Raw genomic sequence first — 16041 nt, forward strand, 5'->3', positions numbered from 1 at the left:
CAGTGGTAAAATTCAGGAATCCGCAGTGGTCAGGCAGCTTTTAAATGATAACATGCCGCACTAACACCGCGGAAAGTTACGCTTCAGGATACAGCAAATACTTCTTGCGCATGGCCTTATACTGACCCAACTCTGGCTCCCAGGTCTTGCGAATTTCGGCTTCCGACTTACCTGCTATAATTTGCTGGCGCAGGGCTGCCGTGCCAACAAGACGTTCGAATCCTTTATTAAAAAAGTTTGCCTTATCAGTGCTTTGCTGGTAGAAGTCGAGCAGGTATTTCAGCGTGAAACCGATGTCGCCGTTGGTTTGACGCAGGTCGAGGCCGTAGCAAAGCTTGCCTTTTTGGGGTGGCGCGGTAGAGGCAGGATTGGGAGTGGGCGTGAAGCTGAACGGGCGCGTAGCAGGTTGGGTTGGCGCGCCAACTACTTCGAAAGGCATGGCCGTACCGCGGCCCACGCTCACGTCGGTGCCCTCAAACAAACACAGCGTCGCGTACAGGTCTACCGAGTGGGCGGTGGGTAGGTTGGGCGAAGGACGCACGGGCAATTGGTAGCGCGTAGCGTGGGTGTAGCCCTCCACCGGTATTACGGTCAGTTGGGCTTTTTTGCCTCCTGCTAGCCAGCCTTCGCCATTTATCATTTGGGCCAGTTCACCCATTGTCAGCCCATGAACCACTGGAATGGGGTTCAGCCCGACGAATGTTTTAAACTGCGGCTCCAGCACGGGGCCATCGACGTAGTGACCGTTGGGGTTGGGGCGGTCCAGCACTATCACCGTTTTGCCCTGCTCGGCGGCGGCTTCCATCACGTAGTGCAGCGTGCTGCTAAACGTATAGAACCGAGCGCCAACGTCCTGAATATCAAATACCAATACGTCCAGATCCTTCAGCATTTCGGGTGTGGGCTTGCGGGTAGCACCGTAGAGGGAGCGCACGGGCAGACCGCTACGGGCATCGCGCCCATCCTTAATAGTCGCTCCATCGGCCTCTTCGCCCCGAAAGCCATGCTCTGGCGCAAAAATAGTCTTGACCTGAATGCCTTGCCGAAGCAAGGTGTCCACCAGATGAGAGCGGCCTACCAGCGAAGTCTGATTTACGACTAGCCCCACACGCTTACCCTTAAGTAAAGGTAGATAGCGGTTACCCAGCTCAGCGCCCATGCGCGGCTCCTCCACAATTTGCTGCGGCGCCGACTGCACTGCTACTGGCGCAACTGCCGTACTGGCTTCGGTGGTCGCGCTGGGGGGCAAAGTTGGCGTAGTTTGGGCTGTGGAGCAGTTGGCCATCAATACACTCAAACTTAGCAGACCGGGGAGGAAGGAGGAATACATGCGGAAATGGGGCTAGAAAACTGGATGGGTTAGAGTAGCTTTACGGCAGTGAATATATCGCGCTACATCTCCAGTAAGATTGACGGAGCCGACTCCGGGTCGTTTACCTCGTCGGTGACAAAAATAGCCATTATCAGCATTGCCCTCGGGCTGGCTGTTATGATTGTGTCATTTTCCATCCTTGAGGGCTTCCGCAACGAGATACAAAGCAAGATTTTTTCCTTCGGCGCGCACCTGCAAATCAGCAAGTACGACACCAACAACTCCCTGAATGCCGAGCCTATCAGCGGGCCGCGCCTTATTAAGACCCTACGCCGCTCGCCGCAGGTAGATGTTATTCAGCCCTTTGCCCGCAAAACGGCTATCATCAAAACCAAGGATGAGGTGCTGGGCATCGTGCTCAAAGGTATCGATGAGAAGACGAGCCGCTCGCCCATGCGCCAGAATCTGGTGGCCGGTCAATTCCTGACCTTTCCCGATTCCAGCGCCAGCAACGATGTGTTGCTTTCCCGCAAAGTGGCCGATAAGCTGCGCCTGAAAGTAGGCGACGAGGCGCTGTTTTATTTCATCCAAAACCCACCCCGCGTGCGCAAATTCCAGGTGCGCGGCATTTATCAAACCGGCCTCGACGAGTTTGACGAAGTGTACATCATCGGTGATATTCGGCAGATTCGGGAGCTGAACGCCTGGCCCGACTCATTGGTGGGCGGCCTGGAGGTGACGTTGCGCGACTTTCAGCGCCTCGACCCCGTGTCAGACAATTTGTACGAAACCCTGCCCTATGACCTGAAGCTGGATAAGATAACCGACCAGTATGCCCAGCTTTTTGATTGGCTAAAGCTGCTAAACAAGAATGTCGTCATCTTTCTGATCCTCATCATCTTCGTGGCTACATTTAATATGGTAGCCACCATATTTATCATGATTCTGGAGCGCACCAATATGATTGGCGTGCTCAAGGCCATCGGCGCCACCGACAACCAGATTCGGAGCATGTTCTTCTTTCGGGGCCTGAGTCTGACCCTGCGGGGCATGCTCATCGGCAACCTGATTGGGCTGGGATTCTGCGCTTTGCAATACTACACGCACCTCATTCCGCTCGACCCCGAGAACTACTATATGGACCGCGTACCGATTCACTGGGACCTCACCATTATCATCGTCCTGAATGTGGCTACTTTCCTGACTTCGCTCCTGGCCGTACTTATTCCGACGTATTTGATTTCGCGCATTATGCCCGTAGCCGCTATCAAATTCGACTAAACCAAATAAGAATAATATATAAAAAGCCCCCCAACAAACTGCTGGGGGGCTTTTTTATTAGAGAAATGCTTGGTCCTAATTCCTGAATTAATCGAGGTGTTGGCTTTGCAGAATCAGGTTAGGATTAGGACACAAAGCGGCCCACTTCTCGCGCTCCGCCGGAAGCGCTACGCCCGGAAAATCGCCTTTCAGCCCTTGCATATCAGCTATTACCTGAAAATGGAGGTGGGGCGGCCAGTCGCCATTCTCGGGGTGCGGACCAACTTCGGCAAAAGTGACGCCGGGCTCTACCAGCATTCCCGGCCGCAGCAACGCCACTTCGCGCCGGCCTAAGTGCCCGTAGAGGGTATAAAAAGTGGTGCCTTCCAACTCATGCTCCAGAATGACGGTTGGGCCATAGTCGCCGAAATTATCATTGTCGGCCAGGCTGTGCACGGTGGCGGGCAAGGGCGACCAAACGGGCGTGCCGGCCCGCACCCACACATCGACGCCCAGGTGCAAAGAGCGCGCTGGTACGGCCGGGTCGCCAAACAAACCAGGGCTGCGGCGGTAGATAATACGATTCTCCAAATAGCCACCAACCCCAATCAGTGCTTCCTGAGCTGCCAGCAGCTCAGCTACCAATACTTCGAAAGCATCGGTATCGCGCAAGTCAGCTGCCACTACCCGCGGATTGTGAGCCGTGAAGTCCAGCCGACATACCTCCGGGCTGTTCAGGTCGATGGGCAGCACCGGACCGAATTGTGCCTGATGCTGTTGTAAGAGTTGAGAAAGTTCAGTCATATAGATTTCGCCAGAAAACGATCATTCAGCAGGCGTTCGGAAATAAAGAAAGCTTATAACCGCGCTGGCCTTACCACGTAAAGTCGGGCGCAAGCTAAGGTCTGAGCAGCATTAATCCCGTACTTTTGCCCCCTAGGTTTCCAAGTCCCTAAGTCCCAGTCCTCCATTCAGAATGAGCAGTCCTTACCTCACCCTCCACGTTGTTGAGCTCACCCACGAAACGCCCGACGCCGTTACCATTCACCTTGAGCTACCCACCCGCCAGCCTATTGCCTGCCAGCCCGGCCAGTTTCTAACCCTGATTCTGCCTTGCGGTCCGGGGGGCAAAAAAGAGCGTCGCGCCTACTCCCTGAGCAGCACGCCGCACGAAGCCCCGCGCCTGTCCGTCACGGTGAAGCGGGTACCCGGTGGTTTGGTAAGCAATTATCTGCTTGATACTGTGCGTGTAGGCCAGCAAATAGAAGCTATGGCGCCGCTCGGCAACTTTACTATAAAGCCCAGCCCCAAATCGGCCCGCTCCCTAGTGCTGGTTGGCGCTGGCAGCGGTATTACGCCCCTCATGAGCATTCTGAAAGCCGTGTTGCGCGAGGAGCCTCAGAGTCATATTCTGCTCGTGTATGGCAACCGCAACGAGGAATCAGTAATATTCCGGCAACAGCTGGCCACCTTGGAGCAGGAGTCGGGGGGGCGTTTGCAGGTCGAGCATGTGTACAGCCAGCCCACCAATCCGGAAGCCACGCAGCATAAGGGTCGTCTGAACCGTACGATGCTATTACGCATTCTGGAGCAGCGCCACCAGTTCCCGGCCGAGCAAGCCGAATACTACCTCTGCGGCCCCGATGGCCTAATGCAGGAAGCCCGTTCCGCTCTTGAATTGCTGGGTGTTCCTGCGCCCCGTATCCACCGCGAAAGCTTCGTGGCTGCTGCCGACACTACCGAAGCTGCCGCTGCTCAGCCTAACGGTCACGGCGACGTATCATCGGCCGACGATGACGGTAAAATCGTGACCCGCACGGTCACGATTAACTACGAAGGCAGCGAATACGAGTTGGTGGTGGAGCCCAACCAAACGATCCTCGAAGCCGCCCTCGATCAGGACATCGACCTGCCCTATTCCTGCCAGGCAGGCTTGTGCACGGCTTGCCGCGGCAAGTGCCTGTCGGGTAAAGTCCATTTGGATGAGCGTGAAGGCTTGTCTGATTCTGAGATGAAGCAAGGCTACGTACTTACCTGCGTCGGCCACCCGCTCACGGCTGATGTTGTTATTGAGATAGGATAAAGAGACGGCGGCATAAATTTTTCGTAAACGTCTCTCATTGAGATTCATTAGTACTAAGTCGATAAGGAATTTGCCTCAACTATCGATAAATTAAATCGCTGGCTTATCTTGTACTACCTATGCTACACGCCGCCCCCGACATTCAACTCGCCTCGGCCACGGATACCCAGCGCCCAGCGCGTCGCTACCTGCCCGAAGATTTCATCGTAACGGATTGGTCCGCACTTGAATCCTACTTTGTTGAGCTTCGCGACCGAGGGATAAATACCCCCCAGGAGTTGGAAGAGTGGCTGCTCGATCGGAGTGAGCTGGAAAGCGCGTTGAGCGAAAATCTGGCGTGGCGCTACATCCGTATGACCTGCGATACGCAGGATGGGGAGCGGGCCGAAGCTTTTCAATATTTCGTGAGCGAGATAGAGCCCAACGCAGCGCCCTACGACCATGCGCTGAACGAAAAGCTCATGCAGTCGGAATACGTTGGGAACCTGAGTCCGCAGCGCTACCGCGTCTTTATTCGCTCCGTGCGGCAGGCCCTGGAAATTTATCGGGCCGAGAATATTCCCCTCAAAACCGACATCAGCACCAAGCAGCAGCAGTACGCCGCCACCGTGGGGGCCATGACCGTCACGATAAACGGGGAGGAAATGACGCTGCCGCGGGCCGCCGACTTTCTGAAAAACCCTGACCGTGCCGTGCGCGAACAGGCTTACGTAGCCGTTCAAGAGCGCCGCTTACAGGATAACGAATCGCTTGATAAGCTGTTCACGCAGCTAGTGCGGCTACGCCACCAGATGGCGCTGAACGCGGGCTTTAAAAACTTCCGCGACTACATGTTTGCCGCCTTGGGCCGCTTCGACTACACGCCCCAGGACTGCTTCAACTTCCACCGTGCTATCCGCGAAACGGTGGTGCCGCTCATCGACGACCTCGACCTGGAGCGCCGTCAGGATCTGAATCTGCCGGAGCTACGGCCCTGGGACCTGGATGTAGACGTGAGCGGCAAAGCGCCCTTGCGCCCTTTCGATACTGGTGCGGAGCTGCTCGAGAAAACCATTACCGTTTTCCAGCATCTTGATCCTTATCTGGGGGAATGCCTGCGCACGATGCGCCATATGGGCCACCTCGATTTGGAGTCGCGCAAGGGTAAAGCGCCCGGCGGCTACAACTACCCACTGGATGAGACGGGCGTACCCTTTATCTTCATGAACGCCACGTCGTCTTTGCGCGACGTGGTGACCATGCTGCATGAGGGCGGCCACGCCGTGCATTCCTTCCTGACCCGCGCCCTGCCCCTGTCGGCCGATAAGCACCCGCCGAGCGAGGTGGCCGAGCTGGCCTCCATGAGCATGGAGCTGATGAGCATGGACCACTGGGACGAGTTCTTTCCTGATGCCGATGAGCTGCGCCGGGCCAAGAAAACGCATTTGGAAAGCGTGCTCGAAACCTTTCCCTGGGTAGCTACCATCGACAAGTTTCAGCACTGGATTTATGAAAATCCTGAGCACACCACCGAGCAGCGCCATGCCCGCTGGGTTCAAACATTCGATGAGTTCAACCAGCGCACGGTAAGTTGGAAGGGTCTGGAGAAGTACAAGCCGTACTTGTGGCAGAAGCAGTTGCATCTCTACGAGGTGCCGTTCTACTACATCGAGTACGCCATGGCCCAGCTCGGGGCCATTGCCGTGTGGCGCAACTACCGTGAAAACCCTCAGCAGGGTCTGGAAGCCTACAAGCGTGCTCTGGCGCTTGGCTATACGGCTCCCATTGGTGAAATCTACGCCGCGGCTGGCATCCGCTTCGACTTCAGCACCGAGTATCTGCGCTCCCTGGCCGACTTCGTGCGTGAGGAGATGGCACAGCTGTAAGAGCAGCTGCATAACGGTATTATCATAAAAAAGCCCCCAGATTATTTCTGGGGGGCTTTTTGCTTTTGTTCTTGCTCTTTATTGCTGCAGTTCAAATAGCGGCAACGGCTGTAGCTGCTTGTATTTAGCTCCCGCTTTAGAGATTTCGGGTTCGTGCACTTTGAGATAGTTATTGAACTGCTTCGCGGCCTGATCATAGCGGACGCGATAGCCAACTACTTGGTTATCGGCGGCTTGAATGCTTTCGGTGAGCGACTGAACGGTTTCGTTGGCCGGGCCGCTGGCGGGCAAAGCTACTGCGTACACGGCCCGTAAAACCGAATCCTGCGCGGCATCATACGCATCGATACGCTCGGAAGCGGTCATTGTTCGTTGAGTATACCGAAGGGTTTTGAGGCGGTCGTTGGCGCGGGTGAGCTGCCGCACCTGAGTGGTATTCGCATTAGGTTGCTTTTGCAATTCGCGCAGCACCTGCTTCGTGTCACGCATTTTAGCGTCGTCGCTGGCTATCATCTGGTTCCAGCGCACCTCTATCGTGTCTCTGAATACATCAAGCTGCGCTTTGGCGGCGGCCGGCGACACCGGGTCTACGACGGCAGTTTTGTTGGCTCGATCGGTTTTGCAGGCGGTGAAGGTGGCCACAAAGAGAAGGAAGGCCAGCGGAAATAGCTTTTTCATAGGGGCAATAACGCCGAAGTTCGGCGAAGAAACATATTCTAGATATTAAACGGGCTTAAATTGCTCGAATAGCTGTCGGCAGTTGTTGCAATAGTGCATGGAGCGGCACAAAGTGGCCCCAAAAGGCGTCCGCAGCTCTGTATCGTGACTATTGCAATGTGGGCATTGGGCGTATTCCAGAATATCAAGATCCAGAATCCCCTGGTACGCGGGCGGCGGCGCGAGGCCAAAGTTCTTCAACGCCTCGCGACCTTTCTCCGAAACCATATTTGTGTCCCAAGGTTCCTCAAAGCTCATTTCTGTTGTCACATCGGCTATGCCGTGCGCTTGCAGGGTTTGCACCACGTCGCGCTGCATGTAGTCCATGGCCGGGCAGCCCGAAAACGTGGGCGTCATCTTCACCGTCACGCGGCCGGTTTCGCTGATCACCACGTCGCGGATAACGCCCAGGTCTACCAGCGAAAGCACGGGTATCTCGGGGTCTTTTACCGCTTCGAGCCAGGTAAGAATGGTGGCTTTGTCCATGATACAGAAGGATGGAGTGATGGGATGAGTGGCGCGGAGTGCCACTCCGCGCTACCGTACCGCTACCATTCCGCCGTCGGGTCGACGCGGAATACTTCGGCCATCTCGTCGAGCAAGGGTTGCAGGTGCTCGGTGTGTTCGCCCGTCCGGCCGCCGTACACGGGCGTAAGGGTGGCCGCATCAGGTAATTCCAGCGCCGTCTGGCGCAGTATTTTGGTGATGTTCTCCTGCCAGCGAGTCTTTATTTCGTCTTCGCCCACGAAGATGCCGGCGGCGATAATCTCGTCCTCAGCCGCCGTTTTTTCAAACAGGCCCAGGGCGTAGGGCAAGGTGTAATTCAACGAGTTTTGCAGACGCTCAATGGCTTCCTCCGTCGAGCTGCCGAGCTGCTTGATCCAAGTATTGGCGTGCAGAATGTGGTACTTCAGTTCACCTTTCAGCTTGCGCGCCACCTGCGCCAGGGGCTCATAGTGGCTGTGGCTGAGCGCCTCAAACCGCAGTATCTCGGCGTGGTCGAACAGGAAGTGCCGAATTAGGCTGAAATCGTATTCACCGATGGGCAGCTCCACTAGCTGGGTGCAATGGAACTGGGGGGCATTTCGGGTGAAAGCTACCGTATCGGGCTCTGCTTCACCCAGCTGGTGGAGAAGCGTATAGAGCTGGAGGCTGTGGCCCAATTTATCCTGGGCCATGGAGGAGAAGGCAATATCCTCTTCCAGAATAGGCCCCAAGCCGTTCCATTCAGAGTTGCGGTGGCCCAGGATAAGCTGGTCGTCAGCCAGGCGGTAGAGCAGGTCTTTCAGCGCTTCGGTATTCATGCCTGGGGGGTATTTTCTGAATTTTCTGCTTTAAATCGCTCGATTTTGTCCTGCACCTTGTAGGCTAGCGCCTCGCGGTATTTCTTCTCGGGTGTAGTCGACCAGATGTCGCGGTCGTCTTCGTCGGAGCGCAGGATATCGGCCGAGCGAATCACCCACACATTCACCACTGGTCTTTGCTCGCCAAACACCGCTTTAGCCTGCTGTAAAGCCATTGCGGGCGAGCTGGCGCGCACTTTGCCAACGTGTGCATGCGCTTTACCGCGCTTCTTCAGGTGAAAAATATCGTAGTCTTCTTCACCAGCCGCGTACGCCGCTTGCTCCTCCGCTGATTCGGAAAGTGGCGCTTCCGTGGGCTCAATTTGCCCCCCAGGCAATGTGTCGTATATCGAGCCGGCGTCGTCGCCGTAGGCTGTGACTTGCACGGCGCTGGTCGGCGTTACCCACAGACCGGTGCAGGCAAAACGGCGGCTATATTGCTCTTTACCAAACAGAAAGGCCACATCTAAAGAAGGTGCATGTACTGGCCCCACGTAGGCGTAGGCGGTGCCTTCCTTTTTCTGGTGAAACACTTCGTACGTCTCAAACTGATCTAATTCGGGCTTATCCGGTGGGGGCGGGGGCGAATCGGGCAGCGCGAGGCGGGCAATGCGCGGGTCAAGGGAGGAGAGGGACATTGGGAGAAATGTGTGTCGATCTAATAGAACGTCATGCTTCGCTACCGCTCTGCATGACGTTCTTGTTTATTTCAACTTGCTTAAGCCAGCGGCTTCACGTATTTCGCCTTGGGCGAAAGCAAGGCACGGCGCACCCAGGCACCATTCTCTTCCGCGGCGCGGCGCACGGCCAGGCGCTCGGCATTGCAGGGCCCGTCGCCGTTGATGACGCGCTTGAAATCTTCCCAGTCGGGCTCGGTGAATTCCCACACGCCGTCCTCATTTTTGCGCAGCTTAGCGTCGGGCACAGTCAGGCCCAGCTCCCAGATTTTGGGCACGTACATATCCAGAAATTGCTGGCGGCAATGATCGTTGGAGGCCATTTTTACTTTCCAGCGCATCAGAATCTCGGTGTGCACGCTCATCTTATCCGAAGGGCCGAAGAAGGTCATAATTGGGGGCCACCAACGGTTCAGCGCCTCCTGAATCATGCGGCGCTGGGTGGGTGTGCCGGTAGCCAGGTGCACCACGGCATCATGGCCATATTTCAAGTGGAAGCTTTCCTCAGCGCAAATCCGCTCCAGGGCGCGGCAATACGGACCGTAGCTGCCCTTAGCATTAGCCATCTGATTGACGATAGCCCCGGCATCAATCAGCCAAGAAATAACGTTGGAGTCGGCCCAGGTGAGGGCGGGGTAATTGAAGACGTTGGAGTATTTGCTCTTGCCGTTAATCAGGTCCGAGAGCATCTGCTCGCGGGTTTTGCCCAGCGTTTCAGCCGCCGAATACAGCAGCTGCGCATGGCCTACTTCGTCCTGCACTTTGGCCATTTGGGCCATTTTGCGGCGGAAGCCGGGCGCCCGCGTAATCCAGGTGCCTTCGGGCAAGGAGCCGATGATTTCGGAGTGCGCGTGCTGCTCAATCATGCGAATGAGTTGCTTGCGGTACAAAGCCGGCATCCAGTCGCGGGGCTCGATTTTTTCGCCGCGGGCAATGCGCGCCTCAAACTCGGCCAGCAGAATCGGGTCTTCGTTTTCGAGGCCGGTAGCGGCACTGGCCGGAATATCGTGGGTGCTTGCGGAGCCGTACATATTTTTAGAAGTGAGAGGTGAGATATAAGAAATGAGAGCTTAGAGGGGAGAAGTAAGACAGGAGACAGGAGCTGTAGGAACAGATTCCAAACGCTCACTTCTAAACCCTCAACCCGGACAACAGCTGCTCGGCCAGGCGGTGGGCAATGTCACTGGGGGGCATTTTTCCTTCCGGCTTATACCAAGTAGGCAGCCAGTTTAAGCTGGCCAATAACGTGAGCGTGGCAAACGCCGCGTCGGGAGTACGCAGGTCGTTTTGCTCCACACCGCGCTGAATCAAAAGCCGAAAGCCGACTTCGTACCGCTCGCGCAAGGCCAGGAATTCGGTGCGGGCTGGCTCGCTCAGGTGGCGCCACTCGTGCAAAAACACAGCAGAAGCGGCCACATCCTGGGTTAGTACCCACACATGACTTTCAATAGCGTACCGCAGCTGTGTAGCCGCCGATTCGTCGGCAGCCTGGGTAGCGGCGGCAAAACCGGCAAAAAAATCATCGGCCAAACGGAAGCAGATACGGTGCAGCAGCTCCTGCTTCGACTTGATATGGGAATACAGGCTGCCCGCCTCCAGGCCCAACGCCTCCGCCAGCTCCCGCATGCTGGTAGCCGCGAAGCCCCGCGTCCGAAACAGGGCCGTAGCCGTCTGGTCGATCTGGGCTTTACGCGAGAGGGGTGGGGCAGTAGCTTCCATAGTTTGCTCAACAAAGCTAAGGTTCCTAACGTTCGTTAGCAAGCCTGGGTTGCGTTTAAAACCAAGAAGGATTGCCCGAACAACCTCCGCGCTCCTCTGCGGGAACCCGACGCCAGAACACCAGCCCAAAACCCCGCGTACCTTTGCGTCTATGAGCGACATCACTCCTTTAGATAAAGTCGGCGAGTTCGGCCTGATCCGCCGCATCCAAGAAACCATCACCCTGCGCCAGCCCAGCACCACGCTCGGCATCGGCGACGACGCCGCCATCCTGACGCCTGCAGCCCAACACGATATCGTGGTGAGTACCGACCTGCTGGTGGAAGGCGTCCACTTCGACCTTACTTTTTGCCCCCTGAAGCACGTGGGCTACAAAGCCGTGGCCGTCAACGTGTCGGATATTGCCGCCATGAACGCCCTGCCCACGCAAATCGTGGTGGGGCTGGCCATCGGTAGTCGCTACTCCGTGGAGGCAATTGAGGAACTGTACGAAGGGATGCGCATGGCCTGCGAAGCCTACAACGTGGACCTAGTGGGCGGCGACACCTCCGCCAGCCGCGGCGGCCTTACCATCAGCATCACGGCTCTGGGCCAGGTAGAAACCGGCCGCGCTGTGCGCCGTAGCGGAGCCCAGCCCAACGACCTGATCTGCGTAACTGGCGACCTTGGGGGGGCTTTTTTGGGCCTGCAAGTACTCGAACGCGAAAAAGCCGCCTTCCTCGCTGACCCCGACATGCAGCCCGAACTAGCCAACTACACCTACGTGCTCCAGCGCCAGCTACGCCCCGAAGCCCGCATGGACGTTATCCATGAGCTGCGCGACCTAGGCCTGACTCCGACCAGCATGATTGATATTTCCGACGGTCTGGCCTCCGAAATCCTGCACATCTGCACGGCTTCCGGTACGGGAGCCCGCATTTTCTCCGAGAATCTGCCCGCCGCTAATCCTATGCTGGAAGTCGCCAACGAGTTTAACCTCGACCCAATTATGTGCATGCTCAACGGCGGTGAGGACTACGAGCTGCTCTTCACCCTGCCCTTAGCGGACCACACCAAAATCAAAAACCACCCCGATATCACCATCCTCGGTCACATCACCGAGAAAAGCGACGGCGTAAACCTCATCACCAAAGCCGGCCAGCCCGTGCCCATTACCGCGCAAGGGTTCCAGCATTTCTAGATCACAGATTGCCGCTGATTTTGCGCGGATTACACTGATTCAGACGCGAGTAACAGAGTAATTGTAAACTAACACAAACACAAGAAGGACCAGTACTACTGGTCCTTCTTGTGTTTGTAAGCTGACGTCTGAATCAGTGTAATCCGCGCAAAATCAGCGGCAATCTGTGATCTAGTCCTCAGGATACGGCACGTACACGAAGTTCGTGAACTCGTCGTCCAGTACAAATAAGCAACAATACTCTTCCGGGTCTTTATAGGTCTGCTCAAAGGCTTCAATGCCTTCCGGGCTGATGACGCGTTGCTGCACGAATACATCCAGATACGAAGCGAAGACGTGCCACTCCAGGTTTAGCTCGTCGGCATTCACCAAAAGGCCCCCCAGCGGCACTTCCTGGCGGGCAAACACGAAGATGGGATACTTCGAAATCTCCCGCTTCCGAATTTGATAAGAAGCTTCTTTCAGTGTATCCGATACGGTAGCGAAATCCTTGGTGATGGTGCCAAGGTATTTGCCGTTCAGTTCGGGGTCGTTTGAATAATCCATGTAAGATGGCTGTCGTTGTTAACATTGTCATCCTGACGAAGGAAGGACCTTATCGCCGATGCACTTTAATACCGTCAAGACTGCAAAAAAAGCCACTCAGGGTTCTCTGAAGCAATCAGCGCTTCCTTTTTTGCCCGCGTCCAGCCTTTCAATTCATTTTCGCGGGCAATGGCTGTTTTACTGTCCATGTGCTCTTCAAAATACACCAGATTATAGCAGAAGTAACGACCAGCAAAAGTCTGGTTAGTGCCACGATTATCGTAATGCTGCGCCATGCGCTGGGGAAGGCTGTTCGTAATACCGATGTATAAAACCGTTTTGGCTGGGTTTGTCGTGATGTACACGTAGTACGGCATAGCTGAATAAACAGAAATGGTATTGCAACGACTTGTTCTGTTGTGATAAGGTCCTTCGCAAGCTCAGGAGGACAGACGATTATCAGATGAACCTACCTAAGCTCCAGCGCCACCACGTTCTCCACATGATGCGTGTGTGGAAACATATCCACCGGCTGCACGCGCGTCACGCGGTACGCAGAATCTAGCAGCTCCAAATCCCGGGCTTGAGTAGCCGGGTTGCAGCTGACGTACACGATGCGGGGGGCGCGCATTTCGAGCAGGCGCTGCACGACGTCGGGGTGCATGCCGGCGCGGGGCGGGTCGGTGATGATGACGTCGGGGCGGCCGTGCTGGGCGGTGAAGTCGGCGGTGAGCACGTCCTTCATGTCGCCGGCAAAAAAAGCCGTATTCGTGATATTATTGATTTCCGAGTTTACGTAGGCGTCCTGCACAGCCTGCTCCACGTATTCCACCCCAATTACCTGGCGAGCCTGGCGGGCCACAAAGTTGGCGATGGTGCCAGCGCCCGTATATAGGTCGTACACCAGCTCATTGCCGGTCAGCTGGGCGAAATCGCGGGCTATTTTGTAGAGATTATAGGCGCCCTCCGAGTTCGTTTGGTAGAAAGACTTGGGCCCCACACGGAAGCGCAGCCCCTCCATTTCCTCGTGAATGTGGGGCTCACCCTTGTAGCACACCACCTCCAGATCGTGGAAAGTCTCGTTGCCCTTATTGTTGAGCACGTAGTTGAGGGAGGTGATTTGGGGAAACTTCGCGTGCAGATAATCCAGCAGGGGCACCAGGGCATCGTGGTCGTAGTAGCACTGCAGAATCACCATCAAATCGCCGGTATTGGCGGTGCGGATGATAAGGTTGCGCAGGAAGCCCTCCTGCGTCACCAGGTTATTGAAGGGCAATTCGTGCTCGTGGGCGTAGTTGCGCACGGCCAGCCGAATTTCGTTCGAGGGCTCGGGCTGCAGCCAGCAGTGCTGCACGTCGATGATCTTGTCGAAGCGGGCCGGAGTATGGAAGCCCAGCACCCGGCGCTCAATCTCCGCGCCCGACTGAATTTGCTCGTTGGTAAGCCAGCCGTTGTGGCTGAAGGTATATTCGAGCTTGTTGCGGTAATACGTGCGGGCCGGTGAATGCTGAATCGGGGCCACGGGGGGTATTTCTACCTTGCCAATGCGCTGCAACGTGTCCTCCACCTGCTGCTGCTTGTAGTGCAGTTGGGTATCATAGCCCAAGTGCTGCCACTTGCAGCCCCCGCAGGTGCCGAAGTGCTGGCAGAAAGGCTTCACGCGCAGGTCGGAGTACTTATGGAAACGCGTGGGCACGGCCTCCAGGAAGCTTTTCTTGGCTTTGGTAATGCGCAGATCCACCACATCGCCGGGCGCTACGCCGGTCACGAAAATGACCAGGTTATCATGGCGCACGAGGCATTTGCCCTCGGCTACCATGGTCGTAATTTCAATTTCGCGGAGTCCCTCCGTCTTGAGTTTTTTAGCTGTCGTAGTCACAAGTGCAAAGGTAGGGGAAAGGTGAAATGGTGAGTGGTGAAGTTGTGAATGATCATAAGCCTCATTTTCCATTCACCATTTCACCACTCACTATTTCACAATTCTACAACTTCACCTTTCGCCTAACTTTGCCCCCCAGTGGGCCGCAGAGTTGTGGGTCTGTTTCTGCTTGTACAACTGCATATGAAAGATAAAGTAGTGCTCATCACCGGCGGTACCTCGGGCATCGGCCGGGCCTGCGCCGTGGCATTCGGGCAAGCCGGCGCCCGCGTCGTCGTCACGGGCCGCGACGAAGCCAAGCTCGCCGAAACCGGCCAGCAGCTTACCCAACTCGGCATTCAGCACCGCACCGTGCGCGCCGATGTCGGCGACGAAGCCGACTCAGCTCGCGTCATCGAGGAAACGGTAGGCGCTTTCGGCCGGCTGGATGTGCTGGTTAATAATGCCGGTATTTCCATGCGGGCCTTGTTTCAGGACGCTGATCTGGAAGTGATTAAGTGCCTAATGCAGACCAACTTCTTCGGGACCGTTTTCACCACTAAGTTCGCCTTGCCGCATATTATAGCTGCCAAAGGCTCTATCGTGGGCATTTCCAGCATCGCCGGCTACCGCGGCTTGCCGGGACGCACGGGCTATTCGGCCTCCAAATTCGCTATGCAAGGCTTCCTGGAGGCCCTGCGCACCGAATTGCTGCCCCAGGGCGTGCATGTGCTGGTAGCCTGCCCCGGCTTTACCTCCTCCAACATCCGTCAAACCGCCCTGGCCGCCGATGGCTCAGCCCAGGGCGAATCGCCCCGCGACGAGGGCCAGATGATGAGCAGCGAGGAAGTGGCCCGCCACCTGCTACGCGCCGTGCGGCAGCGCCGCCGCGACCTGGTGCTCACCGCCCAGGGCAAGCTGACAGTTTTCCTGAATAAATGGCTACCCGCTCTCACCGATAAGCTTGTGCTCAATCACTTCCGTAAAGAAGAAGGCTCACCGGTGAAATAAAAGGTTAGACGCTAGTTGGTTTGACAAAACGTAAAAGGCAAAGCTTGTTTCACTAGGAGCAGGCTTTGCTTTTTAGTCACAGGTAATAATTCCTTGCTTAAAATCAATCTTTGACACCTTAGGGTCTTATCTACTATAAATGATTTCTATGCAGTCGCCTATTACTGGTGATAACCCTTCCTCTGCCTTTTGATTTCCTTCGATTTTCTGCCCATCAACGACGAATTGATAGGTAATGAAGGATACGAGTGACACTCTTATTCCTTTAGAATTACGCAGATAAGTAACTTTTGCTTTAGCATAACTTGCATCCTTCAAGGCTTTTTGCTTGTAAAGCCAGCTATTCACACCCCCAGACTATTACTACAGTATAGAAAAGAGTCGTGCTAATTCTATGACCTTAGGGCTTACGCAGTTGAAATAAAAAATATTGAAAATCAAGCAGTTAGTGTAGTCACAAAAGCGACGGGGGCAACCTGAAAAAAGCCCCC

General features: G+C 55.7%; 17 protein-coding genes. 5 read left to right on the top strand and 12 right to left on the bottom strand.

The window, feature by feature from the left end; translation table 11 throughout:
- Positions 1-76: 76 nt before the first annotated feature.
- Positions 77-1330 carry an exo-beta-N-acetylmuramidase NamZ family protein gene (locus B9A24_RS14695; protein WP_084446783.1) on the bottom strand — a complete coding sequence of 418 codons (1254 nt, stop codon included), beginning with the start codon at positions 1328-1330 and terminating at the stop codon, positions 77-79.
- Between the two features lie 48 nt (positions 1331-1378).
- On the opposite strand from B9A24_RS14695, the gene B9A24_RS14700 reads away from it, so the two are divergent.
- Positions 1379-2593: an ABC transporter permease gene (locus B9A24_RS14700; RefSeq protein WP_084446784.1), complete on the top strand. Its 1215-nt coding sequence runs from the start codon at positions 1379-1381 to the stop codon at positions 2591-2593.
- An 87-nt stretch (positions 2594-2680) separates the two neighbouring features.
- On the opposite strand, the gene B9A24_RS14705 is transcribed toward B9A24_RS14700, so the two are convergent.
- Positions 2681-3376, bottom strand: a complete 696-nt coding sequence (locus tag B9A24_RS14705) for a peptidoglycan DD-metalloendopeptidase family protein (RefSeq protein WP_084446785.1) — start codon at positions 3374-3376, stop codon at positions 2681-2683.
- A gap of 172 nt (positions 3377-3548) precedes the next feature.
- On the opposite strand from B9A24_RS14705, the gene B9A24_RS14710 reads away from it, so the two are divergent.
- Positions 3549-4655, top strand: a complete 1107-nt coding sequence (locus B9A24_RS14710; RefSeq protein ID WP_084446786.1) for a ferredoxin--NADP reductase — start codon at positions 3549-3551, stop codon at positions 4653-4655.
- 119 nt (positions 4656-4774) lie between these two features.
- Positions 4775-6520, top strand: coding sequence for a M3 family oligoendopeptidase (locus B9A24_RS14715; RefSeq protein ID WP_084446787.1), 1746 nt, complete (start codon positions 4775-4777; stop codon positions 6518-6520).
- A gap of 78 nt (positions 6521-6598) precedes the next feature.
- On the opposite strand, the gene B9A24_RS14720 is transcribed toward B9A24_RS14715, so the two are convergent.
- The 6 genes from B9A24_RS14720 to B9A24_RS14745 form a co-directional block, all read right to left on the bottom strand.
- The gene (locus B9A24_RS14720; protein WP_084446788.1) at positions 6599-7198 is read right to left on the bottom strand and encodes a hypothetical protein; all 600 of its coding nucleotides are present in this window, start codon (positions 7196-7198) and stop codon (positions 6599-6601) included.
- Between the two features lie 45 nt (positions 7199-7243).
- The gene (paaD, locus tag B9A24_RS14725; protein WP_084446789.1) at positions 7244-7723 is read right to left on the bottom strand and encodes a 1,2-phenylacetyl-CoA epoxidase subunit PaaD; all 480 of its coding nucleotides are present in this window, start codon (positions 7721-7723) and stop codon (positions 7244-7246) included.
- 62 nt (positions 7724-7785) lie between these two features.
- Entirely contained in the window at positions 7786-8541 is a 756-nt protein-coding gene (paaC, locus tag B9A24_RS14730) for a 1,2-phenylacetyl-CoA epoxidase subunit PaaC (protein WP_084446790.1), read from the bottom strand.
- Positions 8538-9218, bottom strand: a complete 681-nt coding sequence (locus B9A24_RS14735; RefSeq protein ID WP_084446791.1) for a phenylacetic acid degradation b — start codon at positions 9216-9218, stop codon at positions 8538-8540. The genes paaC and B9A24_RS14735 overlap by 4 nt, the downstream gene beginning before the upstream one ends.
- Positions 9219-9298: 80 nt before the next feature.
- A complete protein-coding gene (gene paaA / locus B9A24_RS14740) occupies positions 9299-10288 on the bottom strand; it encodes a 1,2-phenylacetyl-CoA epoxidase subunit PaaA (RefSeq protein ID WP_084446792.1) in 990 nt (329 codons plus the stop codon).
- 100 nt (positions 10289-10388) lie between these two features.
- Positions 10389-10976 (bottom strand): TetR/AcrR family transcriptional regulator, encoded by a 588-nt coding sequence (locus B9A24_RS14745; protein WP_084446793.1) that lies wholly within the window; start codon positions 10974-10976, stop codon positions 10389-10391.
- A 151-nt stretch (positions 10977-11127) separates the two neighbouring features.
- Here B9A24_RS14745 and thiL point away from each other — a divergent pair, with 151 nt between their 5' ends.
- A complete protein-coding gene (gene thiL / locus B9A24_RS14750; RefSeq protein WP_084446794.1) occupies positions 11128-12156 on the top strand; it encodes a thiamine-phosphate kinase in 1029 nt (342 codons plus the stop codon).
- A gap of 171 nt (positions 12157-12327) precedes the next feature.
- Here thiL and B9A24_RS14755 read toward each other — a convergent pair whose 3' ends face one another.
- The 3 genes from B9A24_RS14755 to rlmD form a co-directional block, all read right to left on the bottom strand.
- On the bottom strand, positions 12328-12702 hold the full coding sequence (locus B9A24_RS14755; RefSeq protein ID WP_084446795.1) for a hypothetical protein: 375 nt from the start codon (positions 12700-12702) through the stop codon (positions 12328-12330).
- Positions 12703-12776: 74 nt separating this feature from the next.
- Positions 12777-13058, bottom strand: a complete 282-nt coding sequence (locus B9A24_RS14760; protein ID WP_084446796.1) for a GIY-YIG nuclease family protein — start codon at positions 13056-13058, stop codon at positions 12777-12779.
- 92 nt (positions 13059-13150) lie between these two features.
- Entirely contained in the window at positions 13151-14560 is a 1410-nt protein-coding gene (gene rlmD, locus B9A24_RS14765; protein WP_394334638.1) for a 23S rRNA (uracil(1939)-C(5))-methyltransferase RlmD, read from the bottom strand.
- Positions 14561-14743: 183 nt separating this feature from the next.
- Between rlmD and B9A24_RS14770 the strand changes: the two genes are divergently transcribed.
- Positions 14744-15550 carry an SDR family oxidoreductase gene (locus B9A24_RS14770; RefSeq protein ID WP_200813929.1) on the top strand — a complete coding sequence of 269 codons (807 nt, stop codon included), beginning with the start codon at positions 14744-14746 and terminating at the stop codon, positions 15548-15550.
- A 126-nt stretch (positions 15551-15676) separates the two neighbouring features.
- Here the strand turns inward: B9A24_RS14770 and B9A24_RS14775 are convergent, their stop codons facing one another.
- A complete protein-coding gene (locus B9A24_RS14775; RefSeq protein ID WP_084446798.1) occupies positions 15677-15898 on the bottom strand; it encodes a hypothetical protein in 222 nt (73 codons plus the stop codon).
- Positions 15899-16041 lie beyond the last annotated feature (143 nt).

It is taken from the genome of Hymenobacter roseosalivarius DSM 11622 (assembly GCF_900176135.1).
GTDB classification, from domain to species: Bacteria; Bacteroidota; Bacteroidia; order Cytophagales; family Hymenobacteraceae; genus Hymenobacter; species Hymenobacter roseosalivarius.